The following is a 14,449-nucleotide window of genomic DNA, read 5'->3' as shown; positions in this document are numbered from 1 at the left end:
TACCTCCGTATAGACCTCGTGGGCGTCAGAACCGGACGCGCGCACCGATTTTCGCACCAGCCGCCTGCGAACCGTCGCCCTCGATGTTGAAGAGCAGCGAGAAGTCGAGGCCCCAGTTGTCGTTGTTGCTGAGCGCGAGCCCGGCCGAGACCCGGCCAAACAGGCCTTCGCCATCGAGCGACGCAAAGCCGACATCCGCTCCGACCGTCGGCGACAGGATCAGGCCGTTTTCCAGTTCCAGCGTCCGCTCGACATCAAGACCGATGCTGAAGCGGGCTTGCTCCTCGATGAACCCCTTGAGGTCGATCGTCTCTCCGAGCGCGTTCCTGGCGGTGTAATCGTCGACCTCTTCGTTGAAGTAGACGGCCCTGAGCTTCGGGGTGAGCACCGTGATCTCGTCGAGCTGCCACTCGCCGGTCAGCTTGACGTCCGCCATCCAGCGGGTCGTGTCAAAGGTGCCGGTGAAGATACCGGTATCGATGTCGTTCGAGGAGCCGCCATAGAGCAAGTTGGCATCGAGGAACACACCTTGTCCGATTTCGAACGACGCATAGGGACCGGCAAGCCAGCCATTGCCGGTCAGTTCGGCGTCCTCGTCGGTCGGGTCGCTCGTGTAGTCGTAGTGGAACGACAGGCCGACCAGCGCCCGCTCGCTGATCAGGTAATCGGCGCCGATCGAAAACAGGGCGAAGTTGCCCCACTTGTCACTGTCGTCATCCTTGTCCTTGTGGAACAGGAAGCTGCCATCCATCCAGACGTCGAAGGGCTGATCGGTCTTCACGAAGGTTTGGCCGGCAGCCGCCGCGTCGGCTGCGTCGCGCGCCGCCTGGATCTGCGTGAGGCTGCTGGAAAACCCAAGGCGCGCGCCATTCTCCGACGGCGTCACCGCCGTCGTCACCGGATCGGTGCTCATCGCCGCCCGTCGCCGCTCGATCAGCCCCGGGACCTTGACCGTCGACGACAGCAGGCTCTGCCGGTTGCGCACGAAATCGCGCACCAGGCCGTCGATCTCTTCCCCGGCTGCGACACGGTCCAGTGCGATCTTGTAAGTGACAGTTCCAGCACCCGACGTACCGAGTGCGCTTCTCAAGGTGTAGCTAACCACCGCCGAACCGGAATAGGACGGATTGGGCGTGAACTTTAGATAATAGCCGACCGGCGTAAAGCTGCCGGCGGCTGCAAGCTCGCCCTCGATGATCTCGGCTGTGCCAGCGATCGGCGGCGAGACCGAGGCGACGGCGGCACTGGTGAACGGACCGCCGGTGGCACCGGCGTTGAGATAGACGTTGTTCGGTGTCGTGCCCGCGGGCACGTCGACGACGATGCTGGGCGCCGTCACCGCACGCGGGTTGAGTTTGAGCGTATAGGCCGCCGAACCGCTGGCGCCACGGCTGTCGACGACGCCAATGGTGAAGCGATAGGTGTCGGGCACCGCATCCGCGGCCAGCGGCCCGGTCAGTTCGCCGGTCGAGACATTGAGCACCATGCCCTTTGGCAAAGTGCCGCTCTTGACGCTGTAAATCAGGGCACCGGTGCCGCCGCTTGCGGAAATCGGCGCGGAATAGGCCTCACCGACCATGGCATCCGGAAGGCTGCCGGCCGCCGGGCTGAAGACGATGTTGGCCGAGACGACGGCAATGCGATAGCTCGCCTGCCCCGTCGCCCCGTTGGCGTCCGTCGCCGTCACCGTGAAGGCGAAGTCGCCGTCGGCGCCCGGTCGCCCGGAGATCGCGCCGCTGACTGGATCGAGCGTCAGTCCGCCCGGCAATGCCCCGGATGTAACCTGATACAGATAGGGTGCCGTGCCGGCGCTGGCCGTCAGGCTCTGGCTATAGGAAACCCCGGCGACGGCGGCCGCAAGCGTGCCACCGGTCGGAGAAAAGACGAGCACCGGCGGCGAGACCGTCACCGTGACGGTTGCCGGCGTGGATGTGCCAGTCGCATTCGTCGCCGTGTAGGTGAAGCTGTCGGCGCCGGAATAGCCGGGTTGGGGTGTATAGAGGATCTGCAAGCCGGACACCGACGCATTGCCGCGCGACGGCGGGCTTGCGATCGCGAGCGATGCGGCTGCACCGCCCGAAATGCTGGGCGAGATGACGTTTGCCGTCGAGTTTGCGGCAACCGTAAGCGCAACCGCACCGGCCGACGGCGCCTCAACCGCCACTGCCAAGCTATAGGTGACAGAGCCGGTCGCGCCGTTCGCGTCGGTCGCCTCGATCGTGAAGTTGAAGTTGCCGTCCACCGTCGGTGTGCCCGACAGGCGGCCGTTGGCCGCGAGCGTCAGGCCAGGCGGCTGCGAACCGGTGATCGCGTAGCTGTAAGGCCCGGTTCCACTGGTCGCCGAAATCGTCTGATCGTAGGGCTGGGCAACTGTCGCCCCGGGAAGCGGTCCCGGAAGCGGCGTAAAGGCGAAGATCGGTGGAGACACCGTCACCGTGACCGTCGCCGGCGCCGATGTCCCGGTCGCGTTCGTTGCGGTGTAGCTGAAGGTGTCAGTACCGGAGAAACCCGCGGCGGGCGTATAGTTGAACGACGTTCCAGCCACCGTGGCAGTGCCGTGTGATGGCGCGGTAGTGACGGTTACGGAAGCCGCAGCGCCACCGGAAAGATTGGGCGCAATGACATTCGCCGTCGAGTTGGCGGCAACCGTCTTCGTCGTTGCTCCGGCAATCGGCGCTTGCACCCGAACAATCAGGCTGTAGCTGCCGCTGGTCCCGGTCGCACCATAGGCATCGGTGGCCGCGATCGTGAAGGCGAAGGTACCGTCCTCGTTCGGCGTGCCCGAAAGAACGCCCGACGACGCGAGCGAAAGCCCGCCCGGCAAGGCGCCACTCGCGATCGCGAAGCTATAGGGCGATGTGCCATCCGTGGCCGTGAAGCTCACGCTATAGGCGGTCGCCACGGTTGCAACCGGCAGTGAGCCCGCAGCCGGTGAAAAGGCAAAGATCGGCGCCGAGACCGCGAACGACTGGCTGACACTGGGTGCCGCCAGATAGGCGCCGTCGCCGGCCTGTGAGACCTCGATGGTGCAGGTGCCGCCGTTGCGGAAGGTTGCCGCACCGCTTGAAGTGACGACGCAGACGCTGGGCGTCATGGATTGCCAGGCCACAGGGAGCCCGGAACTGGCGCTCGCGATCAGGTTCACCGGCGTCGTATAGTTCTGAGGTCCGGGATTGGAAAAGATGATCGTTTGCGGCCCCTTCGGGGTGACAGAATTGGAGGCGCCGGACGCGAGCCCCGTACCAGTGCTGTTGGCAGCCGTCACCGTGAACGTGTAGCCGGTGCCATTCGTCAGGCCGGCCACCGTGAGCGGACTCGCGGGGCCCGTCTCGGTCAGGCCGCCGGGGCTGGCTGTGACGGTGTAGCCGGTGATCGGCGCACCACCAGTATTGGCCGGCGCGGCAAAGGAGACCTCGGCCGAGGCGTTGCCGGCCGTGGCTACAACGCCGGTCGGCGCGCCCGGCGCAATCGCGTTGACCACGAACGATCGGCTAACCTGCGTTGCCGGCAGATAGGTGCCGTCGCCGGGCTGGTCGGCGTTGATGGTACAGGTGCCGATCGATACGAAGGTCAGAAGTCCAGCGGGACTGATCGTGCAGACCGCCGTCGTCGACGAGGTGAAGTTCACCGTCAGGCTTGAGTCCGAACTCGCCGTCAGGGTCGGCGTCGTGCCGAAGTTCTGGGCACCCGGATTGGCAAAGGTGATCGTCTGGATCGTGCGCGGCGTCACCGCGTTGGAGGCGGCCGACGCAGGGCCAGGACCGGCGCTGTTTTCGGCGACCACCGTAAACGTATAGCTCGTGCCGTTCGTCAGCCCAGTCACCACGATCGGGCTCGTCGTGTGGTTCGCGGTGATGCCGTCCGGACTCGAGGTGACGACGTAGCGCGAGATCGGCGCCCCGCCGCTGCTCCAGGGCGCAACAAAGGCAACCATCGCCTGGCTGTCGCCAGCCGTCGCAACAACTCCCGTCGGCGCCGCCGGGGCAACCGCATTCACCACGAAGGTTTGGCTTACTCGTGGCGCAGCCTCAGTGGCCGCGTCACCGGCTTGGTCAGCGTGAATGGTGCAAGTACCCATCGATTGGAAGGCTAATTCACCGCCGGGATCGATTGTGCATACACCAGCCGTCGCGGACGTGAAGGTGACGGGCAAGCCGGAACTCGCCGTTGCCGTCAAGATTGGCGTCGTACCGAAAGTTTGGGAACCGGGGTTGGCAAACGTGATCGTCTGCGGCGCTTTCGGCGTCACGGCGTTGGAATCGCCGGAAGCGACACCCGTCCCGGCAAGGTTGGAGGCGGTAACCGTAAACGTATAGCTCGTGCCGTTGGTCAAGCCAGTGACGTCGATCGGGCTTGACGGTCCCGTCGCGGTAACGCCGCCCGGGCTCGCTGTAACTGTGTAGCCTGTAATCGAGCTGCCACCATTAAAGGCAGGCGCAGAGAAACTCACACGTGCGCTAGCATCATTCGCCGTCGCCGCGGCCCCAGTCGGAGCATCAGGAGCGATTGCTGCGACATTGATGCTGTAACTTTCGCTGGCCGTCCGGCTATGCATGTCGGTGGCCGTCACGGTGAAGCCAAAGGCGCCCGCAACCGTTGGCGTGCCGGTGATCGCGCCGCTTGCCGGCGCCAGAGCAAGACCGGGCGGTAGGGTGCCCGATGCTACAGAGTAGCTTACCGCCCCGAGCCCATTCAGCGCGGCGATCGAAGTCTCGGAGTAAGCCGCCCCCGCCATCGCAGCCGTCAATGCGCCGGCCGCGGGCGTCAGCGTCATCGGTGGCGCCGAAATCGCGATGCTGTAGGCAGCAGACCCGGAGCCGCCGATCGAGCCTGTCGCGGTGATCGTGAAGTTCGCCGTGCCGTATCCCGCAGCCGTCGGCGTGCCCGAAATCTCACCCGCCGAACTCAAGCTGAGGCCATTCGGAAGAGAGCCGGATGTCACCGCATAGGAAAACGTGCCCAATCCGCCGTTCGCAAGGATTGTCACACCCGGATAGGCGACGTCTACGACACCACTCGCCAACACACCACCCGGCGGCGACATCAGCACCGGTGGCGCCCCAATCGTGATCGAATAGTTTTTAGAATCCGACCCGACCGTTGCGGCCGTGGCCTTCACCGTGAAGTTGGCGGTCCCGTACGCACCAGCCGCCGGCATTCCAGTAATCGCGCCGGTCGATGGATTGATGCTGAGACCGGACGGCAGTGAACCTGCCGAAACTTCGTAGGTCATAGCTCCGACCCCGCCCGTGGCGGAAATCGACGTGTTCGAATACGCAACGCCCACCGTTCCACCTGACAAGGCGGTGTTGTTTGCCGGCGTCAGCACTACGGGCGGCGCACTGACGGCAATGGAGTAGTTCGCGGTGGCCGAGCCAGAGGTCGCCGCCGTGGCCGTGACGGTAAAGTTTGCAGTCCCGATCGCCGCAGCAGTCGGCGTGCCGCTAATGACGCCTGTTGACCCGTTCAGCCCAAGGCCTGCCGGCAACGAGCCCGATGCCAGCGCATAGGTGATCGCGCCCGAGCCGCCGTTGGCCGAAATCGTCCGCGAATAGGCGCTGCCAACCGTTCCGGCAGGAAGCGCGCCGCTCGCCGGGCTGATCGTCACCGGTGGAAAGGAGTTGACGATGACTGTTACGTCCTGCGCCAGGAAATGGACGCCACCGGTCGAAATCGTCGTGCTGTCCTGGACTTTCAGTTTGAAGGTAAAACTTCCTGCCGCAGTCGGCGTGCCGGACAAAAGGCCACTTGACGAAAGGTTCAAGCCGCTGGGCAGGGTGCCGGTGTCGCGTGTGTAGGTATATCCCGGCGTGCCACCGTTCGCTGTAAACTGGACGCTATATGGTACGCCAACCCCACCATCTGGCGGATTGTCCGGCGTCACGTCGATCACGGGCGCTGCGATTGTCACACCATAGCTCTTGTCGAAGGTGATCGGTGTCGGCGCGGTCGAATCCGTTACACGCACGGTGAAATTGTACGGACCCGAACCGGTCGGCGTTCCGGAAAGCACACCGGCGGAAGAGAGCGTCAGCCCCGGAGGCAACGCGCCGCCGACACGGGCGTAGGTGTAAGGCGCCACCCCGCCCGTCGTTGCGATCGTCTGGCTGTAGGCGCTGCTGATGGCGGGTGCAGGCAGGGAAACGGGGGTAACCGTCAAGGGAGAACTCACCGGCACGACGGTCACATTGAAGGTAACCGGCGTGGCGTCGTCGTCTTTCACGATGAACGTGTCGGACATCGTACCGTCACCGTTGTTGGCATAGACCAACTGGTTGGTGAGCGGAATGTTGAACGACAGGCTACCATGGGCAGGGTTTTGGACCGCAGGCTGGATGAACCCCCAATCAGAACAGGTGATAGTAACACTCCCGCCGGACTGCACCGTCACGTTCTGGGTTGTTCCGCAGAGGCCAGCCTGCGCCGAAGACACAGGTGCCATCGCCGCCAGGAAAAGGACCGTGAGGAAACAAAAGAGCAGCGCAAGGTGACCGCGTCCAGCGCCTGCCCGACCAAAGATCTGGTGAAACATGTCCTGCCCCTGTACGCACTGCGCGTTTCGTGGACGCGAGCCCATCGCCACGATCAGTCCCTTCCAACCCCACGGACTGCTTGACACGAAAATTCGAGTCACACAACCATGACTAGTGCTACTTTTGCGGGAATTCAAACAAAAAAGAGTCCGCATACACTCTTCCCAAGATGCGCGTTATAAGGGAGAGTGCGCGAAAGGCGCAAACTAGAGTCGCTAAGATTTATCGGGAAGGGGCAGCGATGACCGAGGTCTATGTCGGACAGATCATGATGACCGGATTTGGTTTCGCGCCGAAGGGCTTTGCTCTCTGCAACGGTCAGGTGATGGCAATCGCCCAGAACCAGGCCCTGTTTTCCCTGCTGGGCACATTCTACGGTGGCAACGGCACTACAAACTTCATGCTACCAAATTTGCAAGGCCGCGCGCCTGTTTCGTACGGCAATTCTGTCGATCCAAGCTGGCAACCTACCACCGCGATGGCGGAGATTGGAGGCGTGGAGACCGTGACATTAAATACGCAGCAGATCCCCTCTCATCTCCATCAGGGTAATGGAACGACGACCGTTGGAGATCAACGTGCCCCGTCGCTCTTCGGTACGACAACTCTGCCGATTTATGCGCAACCCGGTGGGTCTGAGGTCCCTCTATCGTCCCAGAGCATCGCGCCTGCGGGCGGTGGGCAGCCGCACGCGAATATGCAACCCTTCAACGTCATCAACTTCTGCATCGCGCTGTCGGGCGTCTACCCGTCGCGCAACTGAACTCAGCCACCGGAGGTAAGCATGAGCACTCCCTATGTCGGGGAAATACGGATATTCGGGTTCCCCCGGGTTCCCACCGGTTGGCAGACCTGCGACGGTTCGCTGCTTTCTATCGCGGAATATGAGATGCTTTACACGCTGCTCGGGACCACCTACGGCGGAGACGGCCAGTCAACATTTCGTGTGCCTGACCTACGCGGCCGCGTGCCGATGCACTGGGGCACGGGTCAGGGCCTGACGACGCGGGTGCTCGGTCAGATTGCTGGCACCGAAAACGTGACACTGGTCAGCACCCAACTCCCACCGCATGGCCACCCGATAGTCGCAACGACGGCCACTGCCGACGCCACGGCGGTCGGGCCGACTGTCATGTTAGGAGCGGTTGCCAGCGACACACTCTACGCAACGGACGTGAGCGGCCTGACCGGGCGCGGGACGTCGCCGAATTCGACCAGCCCCACAGGCGGCAGTCAGCCTCATGACAACACGATGCCGACGCTGACGACGCACTTTTGCATTGCATTATACGGAATCTTTCCGCAGCAAAGTTGATTCGGGCCTGTATTTCACAATAAGGGGATAAGAATGACAGAGCCTTTCATTGGCGAGATCCAGCTCTTCAGTTTCAATTACGCACCCTATGGTTGGGCGTTCTGCAACGGACCGTTGATGCCCATCCAGCAAAATACGGCGTTGTTCTCGCTCATCGGCACGTCGTATGGCGGCAACGGTCAGAGCAATTTCCAGTTGCCGAACTTTGCCGGACGCGCACCGTGCAATCAGGGGACAGGTCCAGGTCTTACGCCCCGGACGATCGGAGAGGTCTTCGGGACACAGAATGTTACCCTGCTTTCAACTGAAATGCCGGCACATACGCATTCACTGACCATCTACAACCAGACAGACGGGACGAAAAGAGCGAGTACGCCGTCTGCCGGAAACTCGCTCAGTCTGCCAACGGAGCACACGGTCATGGCGGTGAGCACTGCCCAACCGGATGCCCAGTTTGCTCCTTCCATGATCGGTCTGTCGGGTGGAAACCTCCCGCACGAAAACCGACAGCCCTACCTGGCGGTAAATTTCTGCATCGCGCTTAACGGCAACTTTCCGTCGTTCGGGTGAAGCCGCACACTGACATTGCCGCGGTCGATTTTCCGATCCGGTCTGATCCACTCCGATTGGAGGTGCTGGGCACTTCCCTGCGCCATGCCTGCACGAACGACATTGCGTTCCTGCTCGAGCTTTACTCGTCGTTTCGGGCGGACGAACTGGCGGCCGTGCCATGGTCGCCTGAGCAGAAGCAGGTCTTTCTCGAACAACAATTTATCGCCCAACATCGCCACTACCGGTCGGTCTATCCGGACGCGGACTATCTCGTTGTCGAAATCGGAGACAAGCCGGTCGGCCGGCTCTATCTGGACGCGGAAAAGGAGCGCTGGCTCATCGTCGACATCGGATTCCTGCCTGAGTGGCGCCGCCAGGGCAAAGGCACAGCCTTACTGACGGCTATTCAGCGTGAGGCCGCAACCTCAAAGGCGTGCGTTCTCACCTTGCATGTCGAACAACGAAACTTTCGAGCCCAAGCACTTTATCAGCGCCTTGGATTTCGGGGCATCAACGATGTCGGCTCGCATATCAAGATGGAGTGGTCGCCCGGCGATTTCGACGAAGCGGAGCCCCGCTGACCGCCCACTTCAGCGTCAATTGAAAACGGCCTGGTAGACAATACCCTGCTTGTCGCGGGCAACTGGCACGAGAAAAATGTCCAGTGCGCCGAGCGACGCATTTTTAAGCCGGTAGATCTGTTGCGGCAGCACGATCGCTGAACCGCTGCGGAAGATCAGCGAAAAGGGCGCGCGAAGCATGCCCGGCAAGATCGGCGTCGTACCGGGTGTGGCTTCCGCAAGTGTCAAAGGCACCGTGCTCTCACCAAGGGACAGATCGAACTCCTGACCGACGCAACCCGCGAAATGTTGAAGCGTCAGCAGTTCCATGCGCAGATCCCCTCGATGATTCCCGTTTGGGTCGTTTCCGGCGTTTCTACACCATGGAAGTTGAACACAAAAGTCTCAAGGGCGAGGAATGGCACGCACCATGCTTTGAACAGCAAGAGGACGCCAATAGCGCGATCGCCCCCACTCCGCAGCAGGCGAGCATCGCCGCCCGCTCTGCCATCGAGATCACTGCAGCAGTCGCGCGAGCCCGGCCCGAAGGTCGGTCACGCAGCGATAGGCCAGTTTTGCGTGAAGCGATTCGACGCACCCCCGCGAGCGCCTGACTTCACCCGAAAGGCCGTCGATATAGGTGATATCCGAGCGGCTGCCGGTTTCCTCGATCATGATCCGTGCAAGGTCGCTGATCGATGTCTCGACGCCGCTGCAAACATTGACGATGCGCGCGCCCGTGTCCCAGCGGCCAAGCGCGTGCAGCACAGCCTCCACAACGTCGTCCACATGGACGAAATCGCGGGTCTGACGGCCATCCCCATGGATCGTGATGTTTTCACCGCGCTCCAGCCGTTCGGCGAACTTCGCGATCACTCCGGAATAGGGAGACGATGGATCCTGCCCCGGCCCGTACACGTTGAAGAAACGCAGACCCAGGCTCGCTATGCCGTAGACCTCATAGGCAGACCGCGCGTGAAGTTCGCAGGAAAGCTTGTCCGCACCATAAGGCGACAACGGAATGCAACGTCCGGCTTCCGAAAGCGGCAATTCCTGGCTTGCCCCGTAAACCGCAGCCGATGAGGCATAGACAAGCGGAAAATGAGCCCCGGAGTGGGCAAGTTCCTCGATGATCGTGAGGAACCCCGTTATGTTGATTGCGTGCGATGACGTCAGTTGCCGCTTGCATCGCTCGACCGAGGAGATCGCCGCCAAATGGATGCAGGCGTCCACATTGGCGAGCGCACGGCGCACGGCGTCGCGGTCGAGCACCGACCCTTCGATGAAGGTGGCAGCCTGCGGGACGTTTTCTCGCTTTCCCGAACTCAGATCATCAAGGACGGTCACGTCATGGCCGGCCTTTACCAGCCGACGCGCGAGGTGCGCGCCAATGAAGCCGGCTCCACCGGTAACCAGTATCCTGTTCAAGCCGTTTTCCCTCGCGACACCTCATCGCGATCGGAGGCGCCTGGATCTTAAGTGTAGGTGGATTCCTGAGCCGCCGAGCCGACCGTGGAGCGCGACCGGCACTCGGCCAGTGCGTCCGTGACCGGACCTTCCGTCTGGGTTGCAATCTTCCTTGTCGCCCAGGCGGCGTCAAGGCTCCCGCAGCCAGGTTTACCGTTTCGCAGAGACTTGAGAAGGAACAAGGCTAAGGCTTGCCCTCGAGAAGACCTATAGGGAGAGCGTCAGGGCGCTGGACAGCCGAGGATCAGGTCTTCGACCTCCGATCCGGAACCGACGCGCATCAGCACCGTGAACGTGCCGTCGGCGCCCACTTCGAAAAGCGTGCCCCCGTTTTCACCCTTCTCGTTCGTCCGGGTCACAATCAGCAGGCTTCCGGCGCCGCTCAGATAGGATCGAATGTTGGACACTGCCGACCGGATCTGCGCGGCAGAGAAGTAACTCCTGTTGAGAATGTTCGCTGCTCTGACGAGATCGAAGCGGCCGGCGAAATCCGGTGAGCGCCGCATGATGTCATCCTCGACAAACGCGATAGAATCGTCACGCGACAACGACCGGGTGATCATCTGGACCGGCTCGCTCCTTCCGCTGCGGATCAGCGCGCGCAGGCGCGGCTGCAGCATGGATTTCGCCAGATGCCGCGGGATGAAGGCAAGGGAGACATAGTCGAGCCGTCGGATCCAGGGCCGGATCGCAAGACCGGCGACATCATATTGAAGCGGCCAGCCTTCCGGATCGGCAAGAACGCGAACCCCCGGCGCCACCTCGACGATGTGCGCGTCGATGAAGAGATCGGTGGCTGTGATCTTCGGCTTCGCCCCGCAGGCCTCCAGGTATCGCAATAGCTCGACCGTCGTCACACCGGTAGAAACACCGACATCGAGCACCTCCCGCAACTGCGTCGCCCGCTGCGAAAGCAAGGGCCTGAATGCGGTTTCCAGCTCGCGAAAGCGCGACGGCTGCGTGAGTTTGAAGGTGCCGTTTCGCATCTTCAGTTTTGCGAAGAACTCCGACTCCCGAACCCAGTCCGTCGAGCCGTCATTTCCAGAATAAAATTGTCGGGCGCTCATCACCATGGTCGGACAACCTGTAAAAATTGCCTGCGGCTCTCGAACCCAGAGGGCATCTGGCAGCGACCGAATACTTTGCCGCCTGCCTTTCCAGACAGGGGCTCAGCGCCCGCTACAGTGATCCCGAGGGTAGATTGGCCGACATCGGCTCCCAAAACATGAAAACGACAACAGTTAATTTCAGTATATTCGAAAACAATGCAGGGATAATACCAACTCCCCCGGAGATTCCAAGTTACATTTCAGCAGTTGCTTTCAAATGAGCCGCTGCGTCATGCCATGCCCCCGTTCGCCAGATCGTGCCCGCCTTCTTTCTTCTCTGCTTTCCTCCGGCCGAACGCAACGACTGCTCAGCGCAGGTCCTGTGAAGGGTGCGAGGAACGGTGGAACCGAGGGGCGCCGGCATCTGCGCCGGCCGCCGTCAATGACGGCGGACCGGGCTTGATCAGCTCGTAAAGGTCCTCGTAGCACGAGACGGTCCGGTCGATTGAAAAGCCTTGTGCACGGCGGCGCGCATAGGCCGTCGCATTGCGATATTTCTCATCATCGCTGGTAAGTTCGCGAATGCGGTCGGCGAGTTGCCCGTGGTTCTTCGCCGGGAACCGGTAGTCGTCGTTGTCAACGACCACGGCCAGCCCTCCGACATCGCTGACCAGGACCGGCAGGTCCGACGCCATCGCCTCGACCACGGCCACCCCGAAGCCCTCCCAATGGGACGATTGCACATAGAGATCAAGGCGGCTGAGGAACGCCGGGATATCCCGGACCAGCCCGGAAAAATGGACGCGCTCGCGCAGACCCAGAGCCCCGGCCAGTTCCTCGACGATCGGTCGACGGTCCCCCACACCGGCAAAGACCGCATGGACATTGTCCGGAAGCCGCTGCAGGGCCCGCACGATGGTTTCCTGGTCCTTCTTCTCCGTGAAACTTCCGACCATGCCTATGTAAAAGAGCCCATCCTCTCTCGGCTTGCGGTCGCGCGCCGACGCAAACCGGTCCAGGCTGACACCGTTTTCGACGATGTGGATTTTCGCGGCCATGGGCGCCAGCCATTCGGACAGGTGGTCGCGGACAGGTGCGCTGATTGCCGCAACGCAGTCATAACGGCCATAGACCCACCGTTCGATACCTCGCAGCCACCGCCTCGCCCTTCGGCGGTTCCAGGTGTTGTGTTCGGTGTAGATTTTCCGAAAAGGCAGAAACGCGCAAAAATAGAGGGACGGAAACAGGTGGACGTGCACGACGTCCGCCGCCCGCATCGCGCGCCATGCTCTGGCAATCGAACGGGGGCTCGACAGCTTGACCGCAATGATCGTCACTGCAGCAAAAGCCGCGTCTTCCAGGAGTTCGTTGTTCGCTCCCTTCCACACGATCACCGTTGCCGAAAACCGCGCCTGCCGCTGCGCCATTTCCACGACCAGGCGCTCGGCGCCGCCGTTTCCGTTAAGGTCGTTGATGATGTGAACGACGCTGCCCGCCATCGTAAGACGATCGCCTCAAATATTCCTCAAAGGCGATTATGCATAGCAATGATCAACTCAACAACTATTAGTAATGTATACATCGAAAAATATGAGTTTCCCATTGACCGTTAGAAACGCGCGCAGCCGAAAAGTTGCTGACAAAGCATCGTCGCGGTTGTTCTTTCTTGTCGAACACTCTCGACTATTTTGGACAAGATGAAATATTCCTGTCAGATCAATGCCATGCGCTCAAGAAGCAGCTTGTTCACGGCATGCACATCAAACTTTGACTGGGCCAGTTCACGAGCCCTGAGCCCCATGTCTGTGATCAGCGAAGGCGCCCTCAGGAAGCGGCACATGGCTTCGGCCAGTTGCTTGGCGTTGCGCGGCTCCACAAGGTAACCATTGAGCCCGTCGACCACTGTCTCGTCGCAGCCCGGCAGATCGGTTGTGACGATCGCGCGCCCGGTCGACATCGCCTCAAGAATGCTGCGCGGTATGCCCTCGCGATAGTAGGACGGAAGGACGAAGACGCTGCAATCGCTGAGATGCGGGCGCACATCCGTGGTTTCGCCGAGATAGTTCAGGCTGCCGTCCTTGACCCATCCATCGATGGTTTCAGCGGAGATCGCCGCCGGACTGGGATCGAACTGTCCCAGAAGACGAAATTCGGCCTCCGGGAACTGCTGGCGAACGAGGCGCGCAGCCTCGACATACTCGCTGATCCCTTTGTCCTTCAGCAGCCGGGCGACGAGCAGAAAAACCGGGCGCCCGCGGGGCGGGCTCGAAAAGGCATAGTGGTCGAGGTCGACGCCTGAGCCCGGCACGAGCGTCAGCGCGCGCGGGTCGGAAATCAGCCTGCAGCTCTCGATATCAGCCGAATCCGCACGATTATAGGCAAAGACCCCGCCGGCCCCCTTGAGCGCCAGCCGGTAGAGCAGCACGCTCAGCTGCTTGATGCGGCGCCCGACCCACCGCCTTCCTGCGGCGTCCGAGTAGACATGGCCAAGGCCGGTCACGAGAAAATACCGTCGCTTGACGCCGGCCAGACGAGCGGCAATGCCGCCGTAGACGATCGGCTTCATCGTATAGGGGATCACGACATCGATCTGCCGCGAGCGTAAGAGCCGCCAGTAGGACCAGAGCGTCGCGAGATCCGTCAGTGGGTTGAGCCCTGTGCGGCTCATGGGCGAGCGGACGAACTCTACACCGATCGCGGCAAGCTGCCGGACGACGTCCTCGTCCTGCTCCGGCCCGACGGCCAGGACCGAGTGGCCGGCCTCCACCAGGCGCCGCAGCAACTCCAGGCGAAAATTGGTGAGCGAGCGACTGTAGCTCGAAAGCACCGCGATCCGCTGTTTCGGAACCACGCCGGCAACCGCCGATCCCGCGGCGGCAGCCGCCCGCTGTGGCGGCAGCCTGACCGGAGAATAGTCGCTCGCGTCAATCAACATCAGGGGCGCTCCATACAAGCGTTCGAAAGATCGTACAG

General features: G+C 61.9%; 10 protein-coding genes. 4 read left to right on the top strand and 6 right to left on the bottom strand.

Annotated features, from left to right (window positions below; translation table 11 throughout):
* Positions 1-25 precede the first annotated feature (25 nt).
* Positions 26-6,532, bottom strand: coding sequence for a putative Ig domain-containing protein (locus tag IB263_RS24275; RefSeq protein WP_192439133.1), 6,507 nt, complete (start codon positions 6,530-6,532; stop codon positions 26-28).
* Between the two features lie 242 nt (positions 6,533-6,774).
* Between IB263_RS24275 and IB263_RS24270 the strand changes: the two genes are divergently transcribed.
* The 4 genes from IB263_RS24270 to IB263_RS24255 are packed head-to-tail and all read left to right on the top strand — an operon-like array spanning position 6,775 to position 8,981.
* Positions 6,775-7,296 (top strand): phage tail protein, encoded by a 522-nt coding sequence (locus IB263_RS24270; protein WP_060529399.1) that lies wholly within the window; start codon positions 6,775-6,777, stop codon positions 7,294-7,296.
* 21 nt (positions 7,297-7,317) lie between these two features.
* Positions 7,318-7,848: a phage tail protein gene (locus IB263_RS24265; protein WP_060529400.1), complete on the top strand. Its 531-nt coding sequence runs from the start codon at positions 7,318-7,320 to the stop codon at positions 7,846-7,848.
* A 33-nt stretch (positions 7,849-7,881) separates the two neighbouring features.
* Positions 7,882-8,418 carry a phage tail protein gene (locus tag IB263_RS24260; protein WP_060610265.1) on the top strand — a complete coding sequence of 179 codons (537 nt, stop codon included), beginning with the start codon at positions 7,882-7,884 and terminating at the stop codon, positions 8,416-8,418.
* Positions 8,415-8,981: a GNAT family N-acetyltransferase gene (locus IB263_RS24255; protein WP_192439132.1), complete on the top strand. Its 567-nt coding sequence runs from the start codon at positions 8,415-8,417 to the stop codon at positions 8,979-8,981. The genes IB263_RS24260 and IB263_RS24255 overlap by 4 nt, the downstream gene beginning before the upstream one ends.
* A 15-nt stretch (positions 8,982-8,996) precedes the next feature.
* Here IB263_RS24255 and IB263_RS24250 read toward each other — a convergent pair whose 3' ends face one another.
* From IB263_RS24250 to IB263_RS24230, 5 genes are all read right to left on the bottom strand, one after another.
* The gene (locus tag IB263_RS24250; protein WP_110819752.1) at positions 8,997-9,290 is read right to left on the bottom strand and encodes a hypothetical protein; all 294 of its coding nucleotides are present in this window, start codon (positions 9,288-9,290) and stop codon (positions 8,997-8,999) included.
* A 186-nt stretch (positions 9,291-9,476) separates the two neighbouring features.
* Positions 9,477-10,388 carry an NAD-dependent epimerase/dehydratase family protein gene (locus IB263_RS24245; RefSeq protein ID WP_192439131.1) on the bottom strand — a complete coding sequence of 304 codons (912 nt, stop codon included), beginning with the start codon at positions 10,386-10,388 and terminating at the stop codon, positions 9,477-9,479.
* Between the two features lie 260 nt (positions 10,389-10,648).
* Positions 10,649-11,500, bottom strand: coding sequence for an ATP-binding protein (locus IB263_RS24240; RefSeq protein WP_127890614.1), 852 nt, complete (start codon positions 11,498-11,500; stop codon positions 10,649-10,651).
* Between the two features lie 344 nt (positions 11,501-11,844).
* Positions 11,845-12,975 carry a glycosyltransferase gene (locus IB263_RS24235; RefSeq protein WP_060610250.1) on the bottom strand — a complete coding sequence of 377 codons (1,131 nt, stop codon included), beginning with the start codon at positions 12,973-12,975 and terminating at the stop codon, positions 11,845-11,847.
* Between the two features lie 212 nt (positions 12,976-13,187).
* Positions 13,188-14,411, bottom strand: a complete 1,224-nt coding sequence (locus IB263_RS24230; RefSeq protein WP_192439130.1) for a glycosyltransferase family 4 protein — start codon at positions 14,409-14,411, stop codon at positions 13,188-13,190.
* Between the last annotated feature and the right edge of the window lie 38 nt (positions 14,412-14,449).

Source organism: Ensifer sp. ENS03 (assembly GCF_014852035.1).
Classification (GTDB): domain Bacteria; phylum Pseudomonadota; class Alphaproteobacteria; order Rhizobiales; family Rhizobiaceae; genus Ensifer; species Ensifer adhaerens.
The sequence above is the reverse complement of the archived record's forward strand: the minus strand, read 5'-3'. Positions and strand labels throughout refer to the sequence as shown.

Excerpts from the sequence above, each read along its gene's own strand:
- IB263_RS24275 (WP_192439133.1), bottom strand. The coding sequence starts at position 6,532 with ATGTTTCACCAGATCTTTGGTCGGGCAGGCGCTGGACGCGGTCACCTT.
- IB263_RS24240 (WP_127890614.1), bottom strand. The coding sequence starts at position 11,500 with ATGGTGATGAGCGCCCGACAATTTTATTCTGGAAATGACGGCTCGACG.
- IB263_RS24235 (WP_060610250.1), bottom strand. The coding sequence starts at position 12,975 with ATGGCGGGCAGCGTCGTTCACATCATCAACGACCTTAACGGAAACGGC.
- IB263_RS24270 (WP_060529399.1), top strand. The coding sequence starts at position 6,775 with ATGACCGAGGTCTATGTCGGACAGATCATGATGACCGGATTTGGTTTC.
- IB263_RS24260 (WP_060610265.1), top strand. The coding sequence starts at position 7,882 with ATGACAGAGCCTTTCATTGGCGAGATCCAGCTCTTCAGTTTCAATTAC.
- IB263_RS24265 (WP_060529400.1), top strand. The coding sequence starts at position 7,318 with ATGAGCACTCCCTATGTCGGGGAAATACGGATATTCGGGTTCCCCCGG.
- IB263_RS24250 (WP_110819752.1), bottom strand. The coding sequence starts at position 9,290 with ATGGAACTGCTGACGCTTCAACATTTCGCGGGTTGCGTCGGTCAGGAG.
- IB263_RS24230 (WP_192439130.1), bottom strand. The coding sequence starts at position 14,411 with ATGTTGATTGACGCGAGCGACTATTCTCCGGTCAGGCTGCCGCCACAG.